The organism is Saccharothrix sp., assembly GCF_031180885.1.
Lineage (GTDB): Bacteria > Actinomycetota > Actinomycetes > Mycobacteriales > Pseudonocardiaceae > Actinosynnema.
Genome location: NZ_JAPSLK010000042.1, coordinates 1 through 18,234 on the forward strand (window position 1 = coordinate 1; position 18,234 = coordinate 18,234).

Below are 18,234 nucleotides of genomic sequence, written 5' to 3' on the forward strand. Positions count from 1 at the left end.
GGCCGGCGTAGATGCCGTACTCGTGCTGCACCACGACCACGTCGCAGTCGTTGAGCGCCTCGGCCGCCGCCTCGACACCGCCGGCGGCCATCTCGCACACCACGGGCGGCGTCGCGCCCTGCGGCCGATCGGTGTCGGCGAGCACGCGGACGACCCGCCCCTGCCCGCCCGGGGTCGCCGCGATCAGATGGTGCAGGAGCGCGGCGGTGAACGTGGCCAGACCGCACTGTGTAGGGGGGAACGTGCTGAGGAACCCGTAGGTTCGAGCCATGCCAATGCCTTTCGGGGATAGAGGGCGGCGACGGCCATCACCCGGGCACCGGTTCGGTCCGATGTAGACGCTCGGAGAAACCAGCCGAACTGCCCACGGCAGCCGGGGCAGTTCGGTGGACAGGTCCTCCGGCCGGGCTCGCCCGCCTCGCCGACATGCCCCCTGGGTGAGCACCTCGTCCGACTTCGGTCGAGGCTGCTCGGCGGCCATCGTGGGCCGGTGGGGTGGCGGCGGGCGGCCCCGGTCTCACACGGGGTGTGCCGTCCCCGGCCGGGTGGTCCGACCGGTCTGGCTCCTTGTCGAGCACGACACGCGGACTGCTCGACCAGACCCACACTACGCCACGGCGACGGAATTCCCGCTGAGATTCTGCTGAGAATCAGCAAAATCGAGCAGGGCACCGGCACGCCCCGAAAAATTTCGACGAGGAGTAGACTGGGCGAATCCGGTGCCCGTGGAATTCACTCTCCGTCACCACCAGAACGATCGGACAAGCAGGTCCACAATGGCGACCAGCAGCAGCTACGTCTCCCCGTACGGCCTCACCCCGGGCTCCGCCGGTCCCTGCCGACGCCGACCACGGTCGAGCGCTTCGCGGAGCCGATCAGGACTTCTGCCGGGACGACGCGCGACAAGGCCATCGGACACCGCGAACCACCAACGCAGAGGAACAGGCCGATGTCGACGACCGACGGGGTGACCGACCACGCCATCCCGGACGCGACGGGCGAGCCTGAGCCGCCCTGTCCCGTGTGCCCCCATCCTGTGGACGCGCACGACCCCATCTCCCGGCGGTTCTGCGCCGCGACCGAGGCGGGCGGCATGTCCCGGGGCTGCCTGTGTTCGGGGCAGTCGAGTGGCGCGACCTACGGCAGGTCGGGCTACGGCAGCGTCAGCGACCGCACCGGTCGCTGACGCCTGACACATGCGACGAGGGAGAACCGCGCCCCGGACGCGTTCGCCGCGCCCAGAGGCCCACCAGGACGGTGAGACCCGCCACGCCGAGGAAGCCGACACCGGTGAGGTCGGCGATGGGCGCGGCCATCCGCAGGGTCCGGGCGGAGGAAACCGCTGCCGAACAACAGATCACCGGGAGCGGTCGCCGGACAAGGCCATTTCCAACCTCCCGAGAGTGAAACTTGCCCAATTTCGGCGGATCCCGGCCGGACAGCCGACCGAGGTTTTTCGCCGGAACCGATTTTCTGGGGTTCTTCGGCGTAGTGTGGGTGTACCGGGGCACATCGCGCGCCGACGTCCGAGCCGGCGCCGCCTTCGGGCGCACCACGACGTCCGGCCGGTCCGGCCGGAGGCGGGACCGTCGAGATGAACCATTCCGATCCCACCACCCACCCGAGCCCCGAGCCCGAATGCCGGTGGGCGCTGACCCCGCGCACCGGGGCGGAGGGTTGGGTCGACGGCGGCTGGTGGCCGCGGTCCACCGACCCCGGGACCGAGTTCCCGCCGCTGATCGCCGCCATGACCGCACTGGGCCTGCCGGTGCTGCGGGTGTCGTTCCACCTCGGCGCGTGGGACGCCGGCGCGCGCCGGCTCACCGTCCATGACACGGTGGTGGAACTGGAGGGCTTCCGCTCCGCCCAACCCCACATCGTCACGATGATCGGGCCGCACCGCCGCCGCACCCGACTGCTGGTGATCCCCCCGGCCACTCCGGGCGGCGCCGCACGAGCCGCGCTGCGCGCCGCCGCCGACATCGACACCGACACGACCGCCGATGACATCCTGCGGTGGAACAACGTCCCCGGCGCTCCGGCGGCATCGCGCGGGCCACGGCGTCGCGCGGGCTCCACGGGGGACAGCGCCGCGTCGTGACCGCCCCGGCCGGGAACGCGGGCGTTCGGGCGACGACACCGCCGGTCGCCATGTGCCGGACGTGCTTCGGGCCGGGGTGCGCACGGTCCGGTGGTCGCCATCGCACGCTCCGGGGCGGACCCGGGCCGTGCCGCGCGCTGAACACTCCAGTGGAGGTGGCGATGGACGGTGAGCGTCTCGTCGAAACGTTCGTCGAGTTGGCCGACACGCTGGTCGACGACTTCGACGTCATCGACTTCCTGCACCTGCTCGCGGACCGGTGCGTCGAACTGCTCGACGTCGACGCGGCCGGGCTGCTCGGCACACCCACCACAGCCGAACCACCGCGACCCTGACCCCTCCGGTCGCCGGAAAACCGCCGAGGTTGGTCGCCGCGCGAAGCGGGCCGCTCTCCTGCCCGACGGCGGGAGGCAAGGCGGCACCACCGGGGTCAAGCGTGCCTTCCTCGGCCGATGAGCCGAACAGGTGATGACCGGCGACCTCCCCAACAGCCGATGACCCACCACCCGCCACACGCTACGAATGGGAGGTGGAACCCATCGGAACTGCCGACCGGGGCACCAACACCCGGACCGGAATGACACTGCGAGCGGTGGAACACGGGACGGTCGTGGTGCTCACGCCCGCGGGCCGGCTCGACCTGTCCACCTACGGGGAGTTCCGCGACGGCATCCTCAGGCAGATCGCCGAACAGCCCTCCGCCGTCGTGATCGTGCTGGGTCAGGGCTTCGAGTTGGGCAGCGATCCGCTGACCCGCGTGTTCGCCACCGTGTGGCTGCGCACCCGCCGCTGGTCCGGCACACCGCTGATCCTCGTGGCCGCGACCGGACCGCACCGGCTCATGATCGTGCGCACCGGGCTGAGCCGCTTCCTGCCCTGCTTCGACCGGCTCGAAGCCGCCCTCGCCACCACCGCCACCCCGCCCGGACACCGCCGCGAGGAGGCGCAACTGCCGCCCGGCGTCGACGCGCCACACCTCGCCCGCGACTTCATCCGCCACACCTGCACGGCCTGGGACCTCCGCCCGCAGACCCCGCGCGCCGTCGTGGTCGGCAACCACCTGGTGGAGAACGTCCTGGGAACCACCGACGCCTCGCTGACCGTGCGCCTGGACCTGGTCCCCGACCGGCTCACCATCGCCGTCCGCCACCGCGGCCCACCACTCGGCCCCGGCGCCCCGCCCGACCTCACCGGGGTGCTCCGGCTGGCCACGGGGTGCGGGCACATACCGACCGTCGACGGCGGCATCGTCCTGTGGGCGTTGATCGCCCTCTCACCGACCTGACCCTTCGACCCCGCGCCGGTGCGACGGACACATCGCCACCACGAGCAGGCGGGGTCGATCGGCAGGCCGCCAACGGTGGCACGCGCCGGAGGTGGGTGACGGCGAGGCCGAAGGGTCCCAGGCGGGTCGGGATCACTTCTCGGCCGTTTGACCAACAGTGTCCGGCCGGCGGCCGTCCGGGTGGTCCTTGGTCACGGCGCGGAGCAGGTCGGCAGCGGCTCGCCGCGCCCGCCCCTCGGGCACGACCTCCAGCGGCGCGACCAGTTCCAGCAGCCGGTACCGGTCGAACGCCGCGAAGAACGCCGCCAGGTTCGGGTTCCACTGGCTGTTCAACCGCAACAGCACTTCGTCACCCTCGACGTCGACCAGTACGGGCGCGTGTCTCCCCCTGCGCGAGCCGAGGTGGTCCGGCATCGCGGAAGCCCTGGACCGGCCCAACGTCGAAGTGCGGGTCGTCCCCCGTCTTCCCCGCGCGAGCGGGGGTAGTCCCGGGTGCAGACCACCAGTTGAAGCAGGTCGGCGGGGACCCGCGGTCCCGTTCACGCAGGTGCTCGAGTACCTGCGCCGCAGCGGCGTTCGCCACGCCAGCGTCAACGGCATCGGGCAGGCGTTGCCGGTGGACTCTCGGTCCACGGCGTGATGTGCCGACCACGCCGCGGACCGCGGACTGCGTCGAGCAACGGGAGGTCGCCGGGTAGCCGAGGAGGACTTCCTGCCCCCGGGCGGCCGGCCGCAGGAAGTCCTCGTCCCCGAGGGTCGCGGTCACGGGCTCATGTGCCACGGCCCTCCGTCAGCGGAAGTCGGCCACGTGGTCGCGGGCCCACTCGGCGAAGGTCCGTGGTGGCCGGCCGGTGACCCGCTCCACGTCCGGCCAGGTCTTCATCAGCGCCGACCAGTCCTGATCGGACTGACCGCCGGCGGCGGCCTCGCCGCCGTAGTCGACGAAGCCCAGCATGAGGTCGGCCGCCTCGGCCGCGAAGCCGCCCTGCGCCAACATCAGCTCCCGGGCCCGCTCGCGGGTCACCTCCTCGTAGCGGACCGGTTCGCCGAGCGCCGCGCCGATGGCCGCGACCTGCTCGCGCACGGTGATCGGCCCCGGCCCGGTCAGCGTGTACGCCTGGCCGTGGTGCCCGTCCTCAAGCAGCGCGGCGACGGCCACCGCGGCGATGTCCGCCTCGTGGATCGAGTAGTCCGGCCGGTCCCCGAACGGGTAGCGCACAACACGCTCCGCCCGGACCGACGGCGCCCAGATCTGCAGCATGTTCGCCATGAACCCGCCCGGCCGCACGTGCGTCCACGCCAACCCGGACGCCTCGACCGCGCGCTCCACCGGGTTGTCGTGCAGCCCGACCGTCACCGAGGCGGCGGACAGGTCCACGATCCGGCGCACCCCGGCCGCCCGGGCCCGGGCGACGACCTCGGTGGCGGTCTCGTCCACCGGGAACAGGTACATCCGCTCGACACCCTCAAGCGCGGCGGCGAGCGAAGCGGGCGAGAGCAGGTCCCCGCGCACCACTTCGACGCCCGCCGGGAAGCGCGCCCTCCCGGGGTCGCGGGTCAGCGCCCGCACGCGCACCCCGGCGCGCGCCAGTTGGGCAACGACATCGCGGCCGACGAACCCCGTCGCGCCGGTCACCAGAATCCTCATGCCGCCGACGCTAGGGACGATTCCGGTCAGTTCTCGGCCGGAATAGTGGACAATCTGAACCCGTGAGCACGAGCGCGCGGATGCTGCGGCTGCTGTCCCTGCTGCAGGCGCGGCGGCACTGGCCGGGTGCCGAGCTGGCGGAGCGGCTCTCGGTGAGCGAGCGGACCCTGCGCCGCGACGTCGACCGGCTGCGCGACCTCGGCTACCCGGTCGAGGCGCGGCGCGGCGTCGCGGGCGGCTACGGGCTCCGCTCCGGCGCCGCCATGCCCCCGCTGCTGCTCGACGACGAGGAGGCCGTCGCCATCGCGGTCGGGCTGCGGGCCGCGGCGGGCGGGGCGGTGGCGGGCATCGAGGAGACATCGGTGCGGGCGCTGGCCAAGATCGTCGCCGTGATGCCACCCCGGTTGCGCCGGCGGGCCGACGCGCTGCGGGCGTACACCGTGCCCGCGCTCGCGGGTGGCCGGCCGGTCGACGTGGAAGCGCTGCTGGTGCTCGCCCAGGCGTGCCGGGACGGCGAGCGGGTGCGGTTCGACTACGCCGCCCGTGACGGCACCCGGACCACCCGGCTGGCCGAGCCGCACCGCCTGGTCGGCCACGGCCGCCGCTGGTACCTGGTGGCCTGGGACACCGAGCGCCACGGCTGGCGCACGTTCCGCCTGGACCGGCTCGCCGACCCGCGCGCCACCGGGGCCCGGTTCCGGCAGCGCGAGCTGCCGGGCGGGGACGCCGCGGCGTTCGTCCGGGACAGCTTCGCCGCCGTGCCGACGCGGCACCGGGTGGTGGTGACGGTGCACGCACCGGCCGGCGACGTGGAACGGATCGTCGTGCACACCGGAGGGACGGTCGAGCCGGTCGACGAGCGCACCTGCCGGCTGCTCATGTCCGTCGACGACTTCGACTGGCCCGCGTTCGTCCTCGGCGCCCTGTCCGCCGACTTCGACGTCGTCCACCCGCCCGAGCTGCGCGACCACCTCCGCGCCGTGGGTGAGCGCTTCCTGGCGTCGTGATCGACGCGCTGCCCCACGCGATCCCGCTGACCACCCGGTTCCGCCGGATAACCGTGCGGGAGGGGTGCCGCTGCGCGGTCCGGCCGGGTGGGAGGGTCTGGCCGTTCCCCGAGTACGGCGACCGCGAGTCGGTGTCCCGGCTGGACAGCGCCGCCGAGGCGGCCACGGCGGGCGCGTCCGGCCGCTCGTCGTCGAGGGGGTGCGGGCGTTCCTCCGGGCTTACCGGGCCGGGTGACGGTCCTGGAGAACGCTGGTCCTGGAGAAGCGCTGGTTCAGGACCAGCGCTGGTTCAGGAGAAGCGCTGGTCCAGGAAGGCAACGGCGCCGGCGATGCCGTGTGCCTGCTCGCTGCCGTGGTCCTGGCCCTCGTGCTCGACCAGCACGACCTCGGCGCCGCGGGCGCGGTACTGCGCCGCGAGCTGCCGGGCGCCCTCGATCGGGAGGAGTTCGTCGGCCGTGCCGTGGTACATGTGCACGGGCGCGGTCGGTGTGCCGCCCAAGCCGATCGGGCTGATGTCGTGGGCGAAGCGGTGGAACGCGCCCGAGGTGAGCGAGCCCGGCCACGCTTCGAACTGTTCCAGTTCCGCGTAGTGGGGACCGGCGACGATCGCCTCACCGGCGCAACCGTGCGCGACCGCGTCGGCGTACGCCCGTGCGGAAGCGTTCAGGTAGCGGTACACGTCGACGTGCGGGTACGCGTTGCGCAGCGCGGCGAAGCCGAACGGGATCCAGCCGGAGTACACCTGGCCGCTGAAGGCCCGCAGGCTCGCGTTCAGGTCGGCCGGAACGCCGCCCTGGACGATGCCGCTGATCCTGAGTTCCGGTGCGTAGTCCGCTTGTTCCTGCGCGGCCGCGGCCGTGGCGAAACCGCCGCCGGAGTAGCCCCACATGCCGATGGGCGCGTCGCGGTCCACCCTCGCGGCATAGAAGGACCGCGCCGCGCGGATGCCGTCGAGGACCCCGTGCGCGGACGCGGACGCGCCGAAGAACTCCGACCTCGGCCCTTCGTAGTCCGGGACCATGACCGTCCAGCCGCGCCGCACCGCCGCCGCGACCTGTTCCCCGTCGAACCGGACCTGGCCGGCGGACGGACCGGAGACCACCGCGCCCGCGCGCAGCACGTAGGAAGGCGCGCAGAAGGTCGCCAAGCCGTCCTCGGGCGTCTGGTACGACAGCAACGGCCGCGGTCCCCTGCCGGTCCAGCGGGCCGTCGGCACCAGCAACGTGCCGACCGTGGCGGTTGCCCGTCCGGCGTTGTCACGGGTCTTGTAGAGCAGCTGCCACACCTGCGCGGGCGCGGGGACCGCCATCGAGCCGGGCGGGAGGCGCCGCCAACGCAGCACCGCGCCGTCGCGCTGCCACTCCAGACGGGGTGGCACGTCGTAGAACGGATCGTCATCCGGACGCAGGACGTCTGTTGTGGGCGGGGTCGACCACGCGGATGCGGTTGATGCGGCGGATGCGGTTGGTACGGCGGATGCGGTGGGGGTGGTGGGCACGGTGGCGAGCGCTGCGGCTGCCACCGCTACGGCTGCCAGTCCGCGAAGGTTCCAATCGGTCATCGGGTCGCTCCGGGGGTAGTGGTCGCGTTCGACGACGAACCTAGGGACACCCGGCCGCACTTCCGTCGTACTCGCCTGCCTGGGAATGCCAGACCTACCTTCAGGGCTGATCACGCGGGCACACTGGTCGGCATGGGCACCGAGCACCCGTACGCGCGTGAGCTGGGAGGCTTCCTGCGTGCCCGGCGAAGCCGGCTGCGTCCGCAGGACGTCGGGTTGGCGCCGGGAGGCAGGCGCAAGGTCCCCGGCCTGCGCCGTGAGGAGCTTGCCCTGTTGGCCGGGGTGAGCACGGACTACTACCAGCGCATGGAGCAAGGCCGTGAGGTGCGGCCTTCGGATGATCTCCTCGACGCCCTCGCCACCGCGCTGAAACTGGACGGTGAGGAACGCCGGCACCTGTTCACCCTTGCCCTCGCGATACGGCGGTCGGCGCCGGTCCACCCGCACCGCGGCCCGGAACACGTCCCGGACAGCACCCGGCACCTCCTGCACGTCATGAACACGCCCGGGTTGGTGCTCAGCCGGCACCTCGACGTGCTCGCCTGGAACCCGCTCGCCGAGGCGTTGCTCGGCGACCCGGCCGGCCTGCCACCCGAGCGGCGCAACCTGCTCATCGGGCTGTTCCTGGACCCGGAGGCCAAGGCGCGCTGCGCCCACTGGGAAGGCTTCGCCGAGCAGTACATCGGGATGCTGCGGGCGACCGTCGCCGCGGATCCCACGCATCCGCGCGCCACGGCGATCGTCGGTGAACTGAGCATCCGCAGCGCGGAGTTCCGGCGGCTCTGGGACCGGTACGAGGTTCGCGAGTCGGTCCACGGGACCAAGGTGTTCCACCACCCGCGGATCGGCCGGATCACCCTCACCTGGGACACCTATCCCCTGCCCGGGCGTCCCGGACCCATGCTCCTCGTCTACACCGCCGAACCCGGCACGGCGGACGCCGAACGCCTCCAACTCCTCGCATCCCTGCACGCGACCCGCACGCCGACCACGCACGGCGCACACCGGTCATCTGCGAGCAGCGGACGCTGAGCGCGTGCACCGGTCAGTCGTGCTTGAGACGAGTCGCCTGCTGCTCAGACCATGACGGGTGATCATCTGTCTCCTGGCGCCACACGCCGGCGCACAAGAAGACGCCGTCGTTCTAGCGTCCACATTGGACCTACCGGCATCGACCAGGGCCTTCACGCCCACGACACGATCCGCCGCCCCCGCACGAAACGAATGGCCCGCTTCTCCGGCCAACCGGCCACCATCCGCCACACCCGGAACCGCGCCGCCACCCACCTGCGCAACACGATCACCCCCACCACCCTGCTCCCCCGCACCGCCGGCACCGCGTTCGCTTGGACTCCCCCGGACACCCGAACCTCGACGCGGAAGTCGCGCTCATCGCGTGGAACGTCGTCCTAGCGTCGCTAAACGATGTCGCGAAGGTCAGGCGGTTCCCCGCAGCGGCGGGGGTGGTCCGGTGATGCACACGCGGCGGTGGTAGCGGCCGGGTCTTCCCCGCAGCAGCGGGGGGTGGTCCGTGCAGCCGCGCCGGCGGGGTGGTCCATTGTCTCGCAACTTTGCGCCTCGGCCCTGCCCTCGTCCCCGCGCTCGCGAGCTGTCTTGGCGGGCACCATCGGGTGACGTGCGTGCGGGAGGCAACCCCCATCCCAGGCGCAGGTGCACGGCACCGCCCCCGCCTTCGTACCCAGCCCCAGCCAGTCACCTCCGCGCTCCGTCGACACGGCCCGCCGGCCGCCGTCGAGGCGATGTCGAGGCGATGCGGCGTTGACAGCCCTCCCAAAATGGTCGACAATCGACAAACGACGGTCGAACACAGGAGGAACAAGTGGAGTTCGAGAGCAAGCCGAAGTTCGTCACGTTCGACATGAACGGGACATTGATCCACTACCGCATCAACGAGGTGATCCGCCGGGTCCTGGGTGACCGGCTCCCCGCCGAGATCGCCGACGGCTTCCTGCGGGTGGGCAACGAGTTCCGGTACGACGAGACCCTGGGCGACTACAAGCCGTTCCACCAGATCGTCGCTCACTCGCTGGAGCGCACGATGCGCCACTTCGGCCTGGAGTACCGCGCCGGTGACGCCGAGGCGGTGTACGAACAGATCCCCACGTTCACCCCCTACCCCGGTGTCACCGAGGCCCTGAACCGCCTGGCCGAGGAGGTTCCGCTGGTCATCGTGACGAACACCGACGACGTCCACGCGCCGAGCCTCGTGGAGAACCTCAAGGCCCCGTTCGAGGTCGTCATCACCGCCGAGCAGATGGGCTGCTACAAGCCGCGGCTGCACGCGTGGCAGTACACGCTGGACAAGCTCGGCGCGACGCCCGACGAGATCGTGTGGGTCTCGGCGAGCCCGAAGTACGACCTCCGCTCCGCGACCGTCATGGGCTTCGAGAACAAGGTGTACATGGACCGCGGCTTCGAGCCGGACCACCCGTGGCTGGGCTGCAAGCGGATCACCGACATCGCCGACCTGCCCGTCCTCTTCGGTCTGCCCCGCCCCTGAAGAGCAGGAGAACGGCGATGAAGTTCACCCCTTACTGGCTCGACACCGCGCCACAGGGCCCCTCCCGGTCGCGGACCGGGATCGGTGGGCGTGTCGACGTCGCGATCGTCGGTGCAGGGCTGACCGGCCTCTCCGCGGCCCTGCACCTGGCGCGGAAGGGCGCCGACGTCCAGGTCTTCGAGAGGGAGACGGTCGGCTGGGGTGCGTCCGGCCGCAACGGCGGCATGGCCACCACCGGACTGTCGATCGGCTTCCGCGACGCGGTCGGCCGCTACGGCCTGGAGACCGCGAAGGCGTACCTGCTGACCTACCACGACGCGGTCGACACCGTCGAGAAGCTCATCGGCGACGAGGGCATCGACTGCGACTTCGCCCGCACCGGCAAGCTGAACCTCGCGTCCAAGCCGGCCCACGTCGACGGCCTGCGCAAGACGGCCGAGGTGCTGTCCGGGATCGGCGTCGAGACGCGCGTGGTGAGCAGGAGTGAACTCGGTGCGGAAATCGGCTCCGACCGCTTCCACGGCGCGATGGTCGATTCCAAGAGCGCGGGTCTGCACGTCGGCAAGTTCGCCAGGGGACTCGCCGAGGCAGCGGTGCGGGCAGGCGCCACCATCCACGAGAAGGCACCGGTCGAGCGGGTCCGGCGGCTGAACGGAACGCGGCACGAACTGGTCACACCGCGGGGAACCGTGCAGGCGGACCAGGTGCTCGTGGCGACCAGCGGCTACACCGGCCGGCCGTTCCGCCGGCTGCAGGTCAGGATCGCGCCGGTCGGCAGCTTCATCATCGTGACCGAACCGCTGGGCGAGGACGTCTGCGACGAGCTGCTGCCGACCAGACGGATGGCGTCGACGTCGAAGAACCTGTTGAACTACTTCAGGATCACCCCGGACCACCGGCTGCTGTTCGGCGGCCGAGCCCGGTTCACCATGTCCAACCCGCAGTCGGACGAGAAGTGCGGGCGCATCCTGCAGAAGGCGATGACCGAGGTCTTCCCGCAGCTCGCGAACGCAAGGGTCGACTACTGCTGGGGCGGTCTGGTCGACATGAGCATGGACCGCATGGTGCACGCGGGTGAGCGCGACGGGTTGTTCTACTCGCTCGGCTACTCCGGTCACGGCGTGCAGATGGCCACGCACATGGGCAAGCAGATGGCCGAGTACCTGAACGGCACGACGAGCGCGAACCCTTGGCGCGACTTGAAGTTCACCCGCATCCCCGGGCACTTCGGACCGCCGTGGTTCCTGCCTTTCGCAGGCGCCTACTACAAGTTCAAGGACCTCATGAAGTGAGCGGGCCGCCTCGTCCCGCACCACGTTCCCAGTCTGAAGAAGGACGGCCACCATGCGAGTCACCACACCACTGCGTGCCGCGTTCGCCGCGACGTCCCTGACACTCGCGCTGGTCGCGTGCGGGTCGGTCGACGCCACCCAGCCCAAGGAGTCCGATCAGGTCGAGCACACCGACGACATCTCGGCGGGCGTGCAACCGGACCCCGCGGCGGTGAAGCTGCTGCCAGAGTCCGTGAAGACCAAGGGCAGGATCTCGGTGGCGATGGACCTGTCGAGTCCACCGACCACGTTCATGGCGGCCGACAACAAGACGCCGATCGGGTTCAACCCGGACATGGCGCGGCTCATCGCGGCCAAGCTCGGGGTGAAGCTGCAGATCGACAACGTCAAGTTCGACACCATCATCCCCGGCCTGCAGGGCGGCCGGTTCGACTTCACCGCGACCACCATGGGCGCCACCGAGGAACGGCTCAAGGTCCTCGACATGATCAACTACTTCCAGAACGGCACCGGCGTCGCCGTCCCCCGCGGCAACCCGCAGAAGCTCGCCGTCCACGACCTGTGCGGGCGCCGCGTCGGCGTGCAGTCCGGCACCACGGCGGAGATCAAGTGGCTGCCGCAGCTGAACGAGAAGGACTGCGTGAGCCAGGGCAAGCCCGCCATCACCGGAGTGACCCTGCCCAGCGTCAACGACTCGCTGACCCAGCTCGCCTCCAAGCGCCTCGACGCGGTGATGTACGACTTCACCTCGCTGACGTGGACGGCCAAGCGGCAGCCGAACGTGCTGGAAGTCCTGCCCGAGCGAGTCGTCTCCGCGAAGGTCAACGTGGCGCTGCCCAAGGGGTCCCCGCTCACTCCGGCGATCCAGGCGGCGATCCAGTCCATCATCGACAGTCCCAAGTACGCCGAAGCGCTCGACCGCTGGGGCTTCCAGGGCCTGGGCATCGAGACCGCGGCGATGGCCGTCCCGCTGGGGCAGTGATGTCGACGACCACGACCGGTTCGACGACCGGGAGTCAACCGGTGCGAGAACTCCCGGCCGAACACAAGAAGCGGATCACGCCGAAACGTCCGCGCGACTACGTCTGCTGGGCCGTCGCGCTCGCGATCGTCGCCGGCCTGGTCCACACCGCGGTGACCAACGAGAACTACCAGTGGCCGGTGGTGTTCAGCTACTTCACCACCGACGCCATCATCGAGGGCCTGGTCCTCACCCTGATCCTGACCGTGGTCAGCATGGCGCTGGGCACGCTGCTCGGGTTGCTGCTCGCGGTCATGCGCATGTCGCACCAGACACCGATCTCCGGGTTGGCCCGGCTCTACATCACGTTCTTCCGCGGCACGCCGGTGCTGGTGCAGCTCATCTTCTGGTTCAACATCGCCGCGCTGTACCCGAACATCTCCATCGGCATCCCGTTCACCGACATCTCCACCCCGGTGGACGTCAACGCAGTCATGACCCCGCTGACCGCGGCCATCGTCGGCCTGACCCTGAACGAGGCCGCCTACATGGCGGAGATCATCCGCGGCGGCTTCGCATCAGTGGGCCGCGGCCAGTACGAGGCCGCGGACTCGCTCGGCATGCGCGGCTTCACCAGGCTCCGCCACGTGATCATCCCGCAGACCATGCCCGCGATCATCCCGGCCACCGGCAACCAGGTCATCGGCATGCTCAAAGGCACCTCACTGGTCAGCGTGCTCGGCGTCGCCGAACTCCTCAACAGCGCGCAGTCGATCTACGCCCGCACCTACCAGACCATTCCGCTGCTGATCGTGGCGAGCCTCTGGTACCTGATCATGACGATGGCGCTCAGCGTGCCGCAGTCCATGATCGAGCGCCGCTTCTCCCGCTCGACCAGGAGGCCGGCGGCAGTCGCCACCGCGACGAAGGAGTCGTTGCTGTGAAGCCCGACGGAACGATCGTCGCACGCAAGCTCTGCAAGAGCTTCGGCAGCCACCAGGTGCTGCGGGGGATCGACCTGACCGTCGCGGCCGGTGAGATCTCGTGCATCATCGGGCCGAGCGGGTCCGGCAAGTCGACGCTGCTGCGCTGCATCAACGGATTGGAGACCGTCGACCGCGGCGTCCTGCGGGTCAACGGCGAGGACTTCGGCTACGTCGAGAAGGACAACGCCTACCACGCCCTCTCCCCGCAACGGCTGGCCGAGCAGCGTTCCCGCATCGGCATGGTCTTCCAGCAGTTCAACCTGTTCCCCAACATGACCGCCGAGGGCAACGTCATGTCCGGGCCGGTGCTGGTCAAGAAGACCGACCGCAGAACCGCCCGGGAACGGGCCCGGGAACTGCTGGCCCAGGTCGGACTCGCCGACTGCGGCCACAAATACCCCGCCCAGCTCTCCGGCGGCCAACAGCAACGCGTCGCCATCGCCCGCGCCCTCGCCATGAACCCCAGCATCATGCTGTTCGACGAACCCACCAGCGCGCTCGACCCCGAACTCGTCGGCGAAGTCCTCGCCGTCATGCGCGACCTCGCCCACAACGGCATGACCATGCTGCTGGTCACCCACGAGATGGGCTTCGCCCGCGACGTCGCCGACGAAGTCCTCTTCATGGACAACGGAATCGCCGTCGAACGCGGCGACGCCCGCGAAGTACTCGCCAACCCCCGCGAAAAACGAACCCAAGAGTTCCTGGAAAGGGTGCTGTGACTGTGATCGAAAGTGCCGTGACGGCAACGGAGCGGCTCCGGGCTCTCGGTCTGGAGCTGCCCGCCCTCGGTTTCGGTGCGAGCCCGCACTTCGTGAACCACCGGACGGTGGACTCGAGCATCTACATCTCGGGCCAGTTGCCGTACCGGGACGGCGTGCTGCTGGGCCAGGGCATCGTCGGCCGGGACGTCGACGTGCCGACGGCGCGCGACTTCGCCCGGCAGACCGCGCTCAACGCACTCGCCATCGCCGCGGACGCGGTGGGAGACCTGGATCGGGTCAGGATTGTGCAGATGCTGGTTTTCGTGGCCAGCACACCGGATCTGGGCGAGCAGTCACGGGTCGCCGACGCGGCCAGTGACCTTCTCGTCGACGTGCTCGGTGAGAACGGGCGGCACGCGCGCACCGCGATCGGCGTCGCGGGGCTGCCGCGCAACAGTCCGGTCGAGATCCAGATGGTCTGCACCGCGGTGTAGGAGAGGAGTGCGAGGTGAGCCGGCTCCAGCGAGCGCTCGCCGCCTTGGCGGGGCGGGTCGACACCCCGGCGCCGATCGTGCTGGTCGACGTCATGCAGGACAACATCGACCGCATGCAGGCTTTCGCCGACCAGCACGGTCTCCACGTCCGGCCGCACGTCAAGACGCACAAGTGCGTCGAGATCGGCAGGCGCCAGCTCGCGGCGGGAGCGGTCGGCATCACCGCGGGCAACGTCGGTGAAGCCGAGGTCTTCGCCGCGGCCGGGTTCGACGACATCTTCCTCGCCTACCCGGTCTGGCCCTCGGGAACCAAGGGCGCGCGGCTGCGCAGGTTGACCGAGTCCGTCCGGCTGCGGGTCGGCGTGGACAACGTCGCGGCGATCGACGCGCTCGCCGACGCGATGGCGGGCGAACCGGAGCGGCTGGAGGTCGTGATCGAGGTGGACTGCGGCGCCCGTCGCTCCGGGGCACCGCCCGAGCTCGCGGGCGACCTCGCGCTGGCCGCCCGCCGGCGCGGCCTGGTGCCGGTGGGCGTCTTCACCTATCCGGGTCACGGCAGCGCCGGTCCGGGCGCCCGCCTGCGCGCCGCGCGGGACCAGGACGCCGCGCTCGTCACCGCGGTGCGCAGCCTCACCGGTGCCGGGATCACCGCGCGGGTGGTGAGTGCCGGCTCCACCCCGACCGTCGAGTTCACCAGCGGCAGCGTGATCACCGAGATCCGCCCCGGCGAGTACGTCTTCGGCGACCTGGACAACACCCGGCTCGGCGCCTGCACGGACGACCAGGTCGCGCTGTTCGTCGCCACCACCGTGGTCAGCGACTGGGTCCCCGACCAGGTCATCGTCGACGCGGGCACCAAAGCCCTCAGCCGGGAAGGCAGCGCCGAACGCGGCTACGGCGGCATCGCCGGCACGAAGGCCGTCCTGACCAAGCTCAACGAGTACCACGGATTCCTCGGGCTGCCCGCCGGTGAGTTCCGCCCCGGCATCGGCACCGTGCTCCCGGTGGTGCCGAACCACGTCTGCCCGGTCGTGATCAACTTCGAGGAGCTGATCGTCACCGACAGCACGGGCACCTCGCCGCGCCGGTGGCCGATCGACGCCCGCGGATTCCTCAGCTGACCCACAGGAGTTGCCCGACATGAGACTCGACCACGTGACGGCGCTGGTGACCGGTGCCGGCAGCGGCATCGGCGAGGCGGTGAGCTCCCACTTCCGCCGCGAGGGTGCGCGACTGCTGCTCACCGGCCGGAGGGAGCGACTCGACACGGCCCAGCCCGACGACCTGTACGTCCCCGGCGATCTCAACGACGAGGCGTTCGTCGAAGCCCTGGCCCGCCAGGCCGCCGAGTCGTTCGGCACCGTCGACGTCGTCGTCCTCAACCACGGCCTGCAGGCGAGCAGCCCGCTCACCGAGATGACCCGCGAGGCCGCGAAGGACGTGCTCGACAGCAACCTGCTCAGCGCGTTCCTGGTGATGAAGCACTTCGCGCCGCTGATGCCCGCCGCGGGGGGCGCGTTCGTCTGCGTCGGCTCACGGCTCGGCATGGTCGGCAAGGCGGGCGAAGTCCTGTACTCCGCGGCCAAGGGCGGCCTCATCATGCTCGCCAAGGGCGCGGCGATCGAGTGGGCCGCGCGCAACATCCGCGTCAACGTCGTCGCCCCCGGCCTCACCGCCACGCCGACCATCGAGGCGTCGTTCCAGCGCAGCGCCGACCCCGAGGCCCACCGTCGCGAGCGCGAGACCCAGATCCCGCTCCAGCGCCTCGCCACCCCGGACGAGGTCGCCGACGCGGTGCTCTTCCTGGCGTCGTCGGAGTCGACCTACATCACCGGCGCGGTCCTACCGGTCGACGGCGGCTACACCGCCTTCTGAACGCCACAGCTCCACCCCCTCCGGGGCCAGGCTCACGCCTGGCCCCGGAGCGCCGTCTGGAAGTGGGCGGCCAGTTCGCGCCGGAACTCGTCGATGTCGCCCTCCAGGGCGACCGCGGCCAGCCTCTCGTGCTCGACGGCCAGTTCCCGCGGGTCGCTGTAGGTGCGGTGATCGAGGCTGAGGTACAGGCGCAGCTTGGTCTCCCAGCCGTTCCACAGGTTCTCCAGGGCGCCGCTGCCCGAGAGGTGGTAGAAGAGCCGGTGGAAGCCGAGGTGCGCGTCGATGCTCGCCGGGATGTCGTTGTTCGCCATGGCCTGGTGGAGGTCCTTGACGGTCTGCAGCAACGTCGACCGCTCGGGACCGCGCAGCGCGTCGAACGCGAGCTCAGCGGCGTACGGCTCGACGAGCAGGCGGATCTCGGCGATCTCGGCGACGTCCTGAGCGCTCACCTCCGCCACGAACGCCCCGCGGTAGGGGATCTTCACGATGAGCCCCTCCTCCTCGAGCTTGGTCAGGGCCTCGCGCAGCGGGGACCGGCTGATGCCGAGGTCCGCGGCGATGTGCGCCTCCCGCAACTGCTCACCAGGGGGGACGGTCCCGTCGAGAATGGCAGCGCGCAGCACGCGGTAGACGCCATCCGGCGTCGTCGTCCGGTCTTCGATCCACTTGAACTTGCGGTCCATTCCCCCGCCGCCTCCCCTTGTCTTTTGTCGACTATACCGGCCTGGGGGCGGCCGGGGGACCTCGACGGCCACCCGCGCCTCGCACTCGGCCACCACGCCGAGGCCGTCGCGGCGTGGCGCGCGGCCCTCGCGCAGTTCGAGGAACAGGGCCGCGTCGAGGAAGCCGAACAGGTGCGCGAACAACTGGGCATTGCGGGGATCTGATCTCCGGCGTGAACATCCGCGCGATCAGTTGGTCACGTGGGACGGGCGGGACGCACCGCTCCCGCGGCCGCGATCACGACCAGCGCGACGGCGGCCACGTCCAGCAGACCCAGGCGCTGGCCCAGGACCACGCACCCGGCGAGGGCGGCGACCGCGGGCGCCAGGCTCATCAGCACCGAGAACGCCGTCGGGGGCAGCCGGCGCAGGGACAGCAGCTCCAGGCTGTAGGGCAGCACGGACGACAGCAGGGCGACTCCGGCGCCGAGGGCCAGCGTCGCCGGTTCCAGCAGGGCTCCGCCGGCCTCCGCGATGCCGAGGGGCAAGCTGAGCAGGGCGCCCACCGCCATGGCCAGAGCCAGCCCGTCGAGTCGGGCGAACCTGCTGCCCGTGCGGGCGGCGAGCAGGATGTACGCCGCCCACATCGCGGCCGCGCCCAGAGCGAACGCGATCCCCGCGGGGTTGAGCGCGCCGAAGCCGCCGCGTCCCAGCAGCGCCACGCCCGACAACGCCAGCCCTGCCCACAGCCAGCTGCTCGCCCGGCGGCCCGTGACGACCGACAGCACCAACGGGCCCAGCACCTCCAGCGTGACGGCGGCACCGAGTGGTATCCGCGCGATCGCCTGGTAGATCAGCACGTTCATGGCCGTCAGCGCCACCGCGAAGCCGGCGACGACGGTCCAGTCCCCGCGACTGCGGCCGCGCAGGCGTGGCCGGCACACGGCCAGCAGCACCACGGCGGAGATCGCCATCCGAAGTGACGTCGTCCCCAGGACGCCCGCTCGCGGGAAGAGCATCGCCGCCACGGCAGCCCCGAACTGCAGGGAGACCATGCCGCAGACGACGAGACCGCCCCCGGCGAGCCGGCCTGCCGCCGGACCCCCGTGGGATCCGGCGGCAGCGGACGCGGGACGT

21 protein-coding genes and 1 pseudogene are annotated in these 18,234 nt (G+C 71.0%); 15 read left to right on the forward strand and 7 right to left on the reverse strand.

The genetic code is table 11. The annotated features are described in order from the left end of the window. Nucleotides 1–271, reverse strand: a 271-nt coding sequence (locus tag RIN75_RS32290) for a hypothetical protein (protein WP_309115846.1), incomplete at its 3' end; no start/stop codon positions are given. A 678-nt stretch (nucleotides 272–949) separates the two neighbouring features. Here RIN75_RS32290 and RIN75_RS32295 point away from each other — a divergent pair. The 4 genes from RIN75_RS32295 to RIN75_RS32310 all read left to right on the forward strand — a co-directional run bounded on the left by RIN75_RS32295 (nucleotide 950) and on the right by RIN75_RS32310 (nucleotide 3,386). Next, complete coding sequence (locus tag RIN75_RS32295; protein WP_309115847.1) at nucleotides 950–1,186, forward strand: RGCVC family protein; 237 nt, start codon at nucleotides 950–952, stop codon at nucleotides 1,184–1,186. A 408-nt stretch (nucleotides 1,187–1,594) separates the two neighbouring features. After that, a complete protein-coding gene (locus RIN75_RS32300; protein ID WP_309115848.1) occupies nucleotides 1,595–2,101 on the forward strand; it encodes a DUF5994 family protein in 507 nt (168 codons plus the stop codon). 161 nt (nucleotides 2,102–2,262) lie between these two features. Continuing rightward, a complete protein-coding gene (locus RIN75_RS32305) occupies nucleotides 2,263–2,436 on the forward strand; it encodes a hypothetical protein (RefSeq protein ID WP_375296051.1) in 174 nt (57 codons plus the stop codon). Between the two features lie 257 nt (nucleotides 2,437–2,693). Next, nucleotides 2,694–3,386 carry an STAS domain-containing protein gene (locus RIN75_RS32310; RefSeq protein ID WP_309115849.1) on the forward strand — a complete coding sequence of 231 codons (693 nt, stop codon included), beginning with the start codon at nucleotides 2,694–2,696 and terminating at the stop codon, nucleotides 3,384–3,386. A 132-nt stretch (nucleotides 3,387–3,518) separates the two neighbouring features. Here RIN75_RS32310 and RIN75_RS32315 read toward each other — a convergent pair whose 3' ends face one another. Both RIN75_RS32315 and RIN75_RS32320 read right to left on the reverse strand, forming a co-directional pair. Continuing rightward, nucleotides 3,519–3,731, reverse strand: coding sequence for a hypothetical protein (locus RIN75_RS32315; protein WP_309115850.1), 213 nt, complete (start codon nucleotides 3,729–3,731; stop codon nucleotides 3,519–3,521). Between the two features lie 445 nt (nucleotides 3,732–4,176). Next, nucleotides 4,177–5,034: an NAD(P)H-binding protein gene (locus tag RIN75_RS32320; protein WP_309115851.1), complete on the reverse strand. Its 858-nt coding sequence runs from the start codon at nucleotides 5,032–5,034 to the stop codon at nucleotides 4,177–4,179. Nucleotides 5,035–5,114: 80 nt separating this feature from the next. Here RIN75_RS32320 and RIN75_RS32325 point away from each other — a divergent pair, with 80 nt between their 5' ends. Together RIN75_RS32325 and RIN75_RS44265 are read left to right on the forward strand one after the other, a co-directional pair. Beyond that, a complete protein-coding gene (locus RIN75_RS32325; protein WP_309115902.1) occupies nucleotides 5,115–6,041 on the forward strand; it encodes a YafY family protein in 927 nt (308 codons plus the stop codon). Continuing rightward, nucleotides 6,038–6,193, forward strand: a pseudogene (locus RIN75_RS44265) (O-succinylbenzoate synthase); the annotation flags it as partial. The gene RIN75_RS32325 and the pseudogene RIN75_RS44265, both read left to right, overlap by 4 nt. Nucleotides 6,194–6,330: 137 nt before the next feature. Here the strand turns inward: RIN75_RS44265 and RIN75_RS32330 are convergent. Then, nucleotides 6,331–7,419: a lipase family protein gene (locus tag RIN75_RS32330; protein ID WP_309115852.1), complete on the reverse strand. Its 1,089-nt coding sequence runs from the start codon at nucleotides 7,417–7,419 to the stop codon at nucleotides 6,331–6,333. A gap of 315 nt (nucleotides 7,420–7,734) precedes the next feature. Between RIN75_RS32330 and RIN75_RS32335 the strand changes: the two genes are divergently transcribed. After that, on the forward strand, nucleotides 7,735–8,634 hold the full coding sequence (locus RIN75_RS32335; protein WP_309115853.1) for a helix-turn-helix transcriptional regulator: 900 nt from the start codon (nucleotides 7,735–7,737) through the stop codon (nucleotides 8,632–8,634). Between the two features lie 152 nt (nucleotides 8,635–8,786). Here the strand turns inward: RIN75_RS32335 and RIN75_RS32340 are convergent, their stop codons facing one another. Further along, the gene (locus RIN75_RS32340; protein ID WP_309115854.1) at nucleotides 8,787–8,912 is read right to left on the reverse strand and encodes a hypothetical protein; all 126 of its coding nucleotides are present in this window, start codon (nucleotides 8,910–8,912) and stop codon (nucleotides 8,787–8,789) included. Between the two features lie 530 nt (nucleotides 8,913–9,442). Between RIN75_RS32340 and RIN75_RS32345 the strand changes: the two genes are divergently transcribed. From RIN75_RS32345 to RIN75_RS32380, 8 genes are read left to right on the forward strand one after another with little or no spacing between them, the layout of a single operon-like run. Then, nucleotides 9,443–10,123, forward strand: coding sequence for a haloacid dehalogenase type II (locus tag RIN75_RS32345; RefSeq protein WP_309115855.1), 681 nt, complete (start codon nucleotides 9,443–9,445; stop codon nucleotides 10,121–10,123). 17 nt (nucleotides 10,124–10,140) lie between these two features. Further along, nucleotides 10,141–11,415, forward strand: coding sequence for an FAD-binding oxidoreductase (locus tag RIN75_RS32350; RefSeq protein WP_309115856.1), 1,275 nt, complete (start codon nucleotides 10,141–10,143; stop codon nucleotides 11,413–11,415). A gap of 52 nt (nucleotides 11,416–11,467) precedes the next feature. Beyond that, nucleotides 11,468–12,397 (forward strand): ABC transporter substrate-binding protein, encoded by a 930-nt coding sequence (locus RIN75_RS32355; RefSeq protein ID WP_309115857.1) that lies wholly within the window; start codon nucleotides 11,468–11,470, stop codon nucleotides 12,395–12,397. Nucleotides 12,398–12,438: 41 nt separating this feature from the next. After that, entirely contained in the window at nucleotides 12,439–13,320 is an 882-nt protein-coding gene (locus tag RIN75_RS32360) for an amino acid ABC transporter permease (RefSeq protein ID WP_309115858.1), read from the forward strand. Further along, the gene (locus RIN75_RS32365) at nucleotides 13,317–14,084 is read left to right on the forward strand and encodes an amino acid ABC transporter ATP-binding protein (RefSeq protein ID WP_309115859.1); all 768 of its coding nucleotides are present in this window, start codon (nucleotides 13,317–13,319) and stop codon (nucleotides 14,082–14,084) included. Before RIN75_RS32360 ends, RIN75_RS32365 begins: the two co-directional genes overlap by 4 nt. 17 nt (nucleotides 14,085–14,101) lie before the next feature. Further along, the gene (locus tag RIN75_RS32370; protein WP_309115860.1) at nucleotides 14,102–14,560 is read left to right on the forward strand and encodes a RidA family protein; all 459 of its coding nucleotides are present in this window, start codon (nucleotides 14,102–14,104) and stop codon (nucleotides 14,558–14,560) included. Between the two features lie 14 nt (nucleotides 14,561–14,574). Continuing rightward, nucleotides 14,575–15,681 (forward strand): alanine racemase, encoded by a 1,107-nt coding sequence (locus tag RIN75_RS32375; protein WP_309115861.1) that lies wholly within the window; start codon nucleotides 14,575–14,577, stop codon nucleotides 15,679–15,681. A 19-nt stretch (nucleotides 15,682–15,700) separates the two neighbouring features. Next, a complete protein-coding gene (locus RIN75_RS32380) occupies nucleotides 15,701–16,435 on the forward strand; it encodes an SDR family NAD(P)-dependent oxidoreductase (RefSeq protein WP_309115862.1) in 735 nt (244 codons plus the stop codon). A 32-nt stretch (nucleotides 16,436–16,467) separates the two neighbouring features. On the opposite strand, the gene RIN75_RS32385 is transcribed toward RIN75_RS32380, so the two are convergent. Continuing rightward, the gene (locus RIN75_RS32385) at nucleotides 16,468–17,301 is read right to left on the reverse strand and encodes a GntR family transcriptional regulator (RefSeq protein ID WP_309115863.1); all 834 of its coding nucleotides are present in this window, start codon (nucleotides 17,299–17,301) and stop codon (nucleotides 16,468–16,470) included. Nucleotides 17,302–17,354: 53 nt separating this feature from the next. Next, on the reverse strand, nucleotides 17,355–18,152 hold the full coding sequence (locus RIN75_RS32390) for an EamA family transporter (protein ID WP_309115864.1): 798 nt from the start codon (nucleotides 18,150–18,152) through the stop codon (nucleotides 17,355–17,357). Nucleotides 18,153–18,234: the final 82 nt, after the last annotated feature.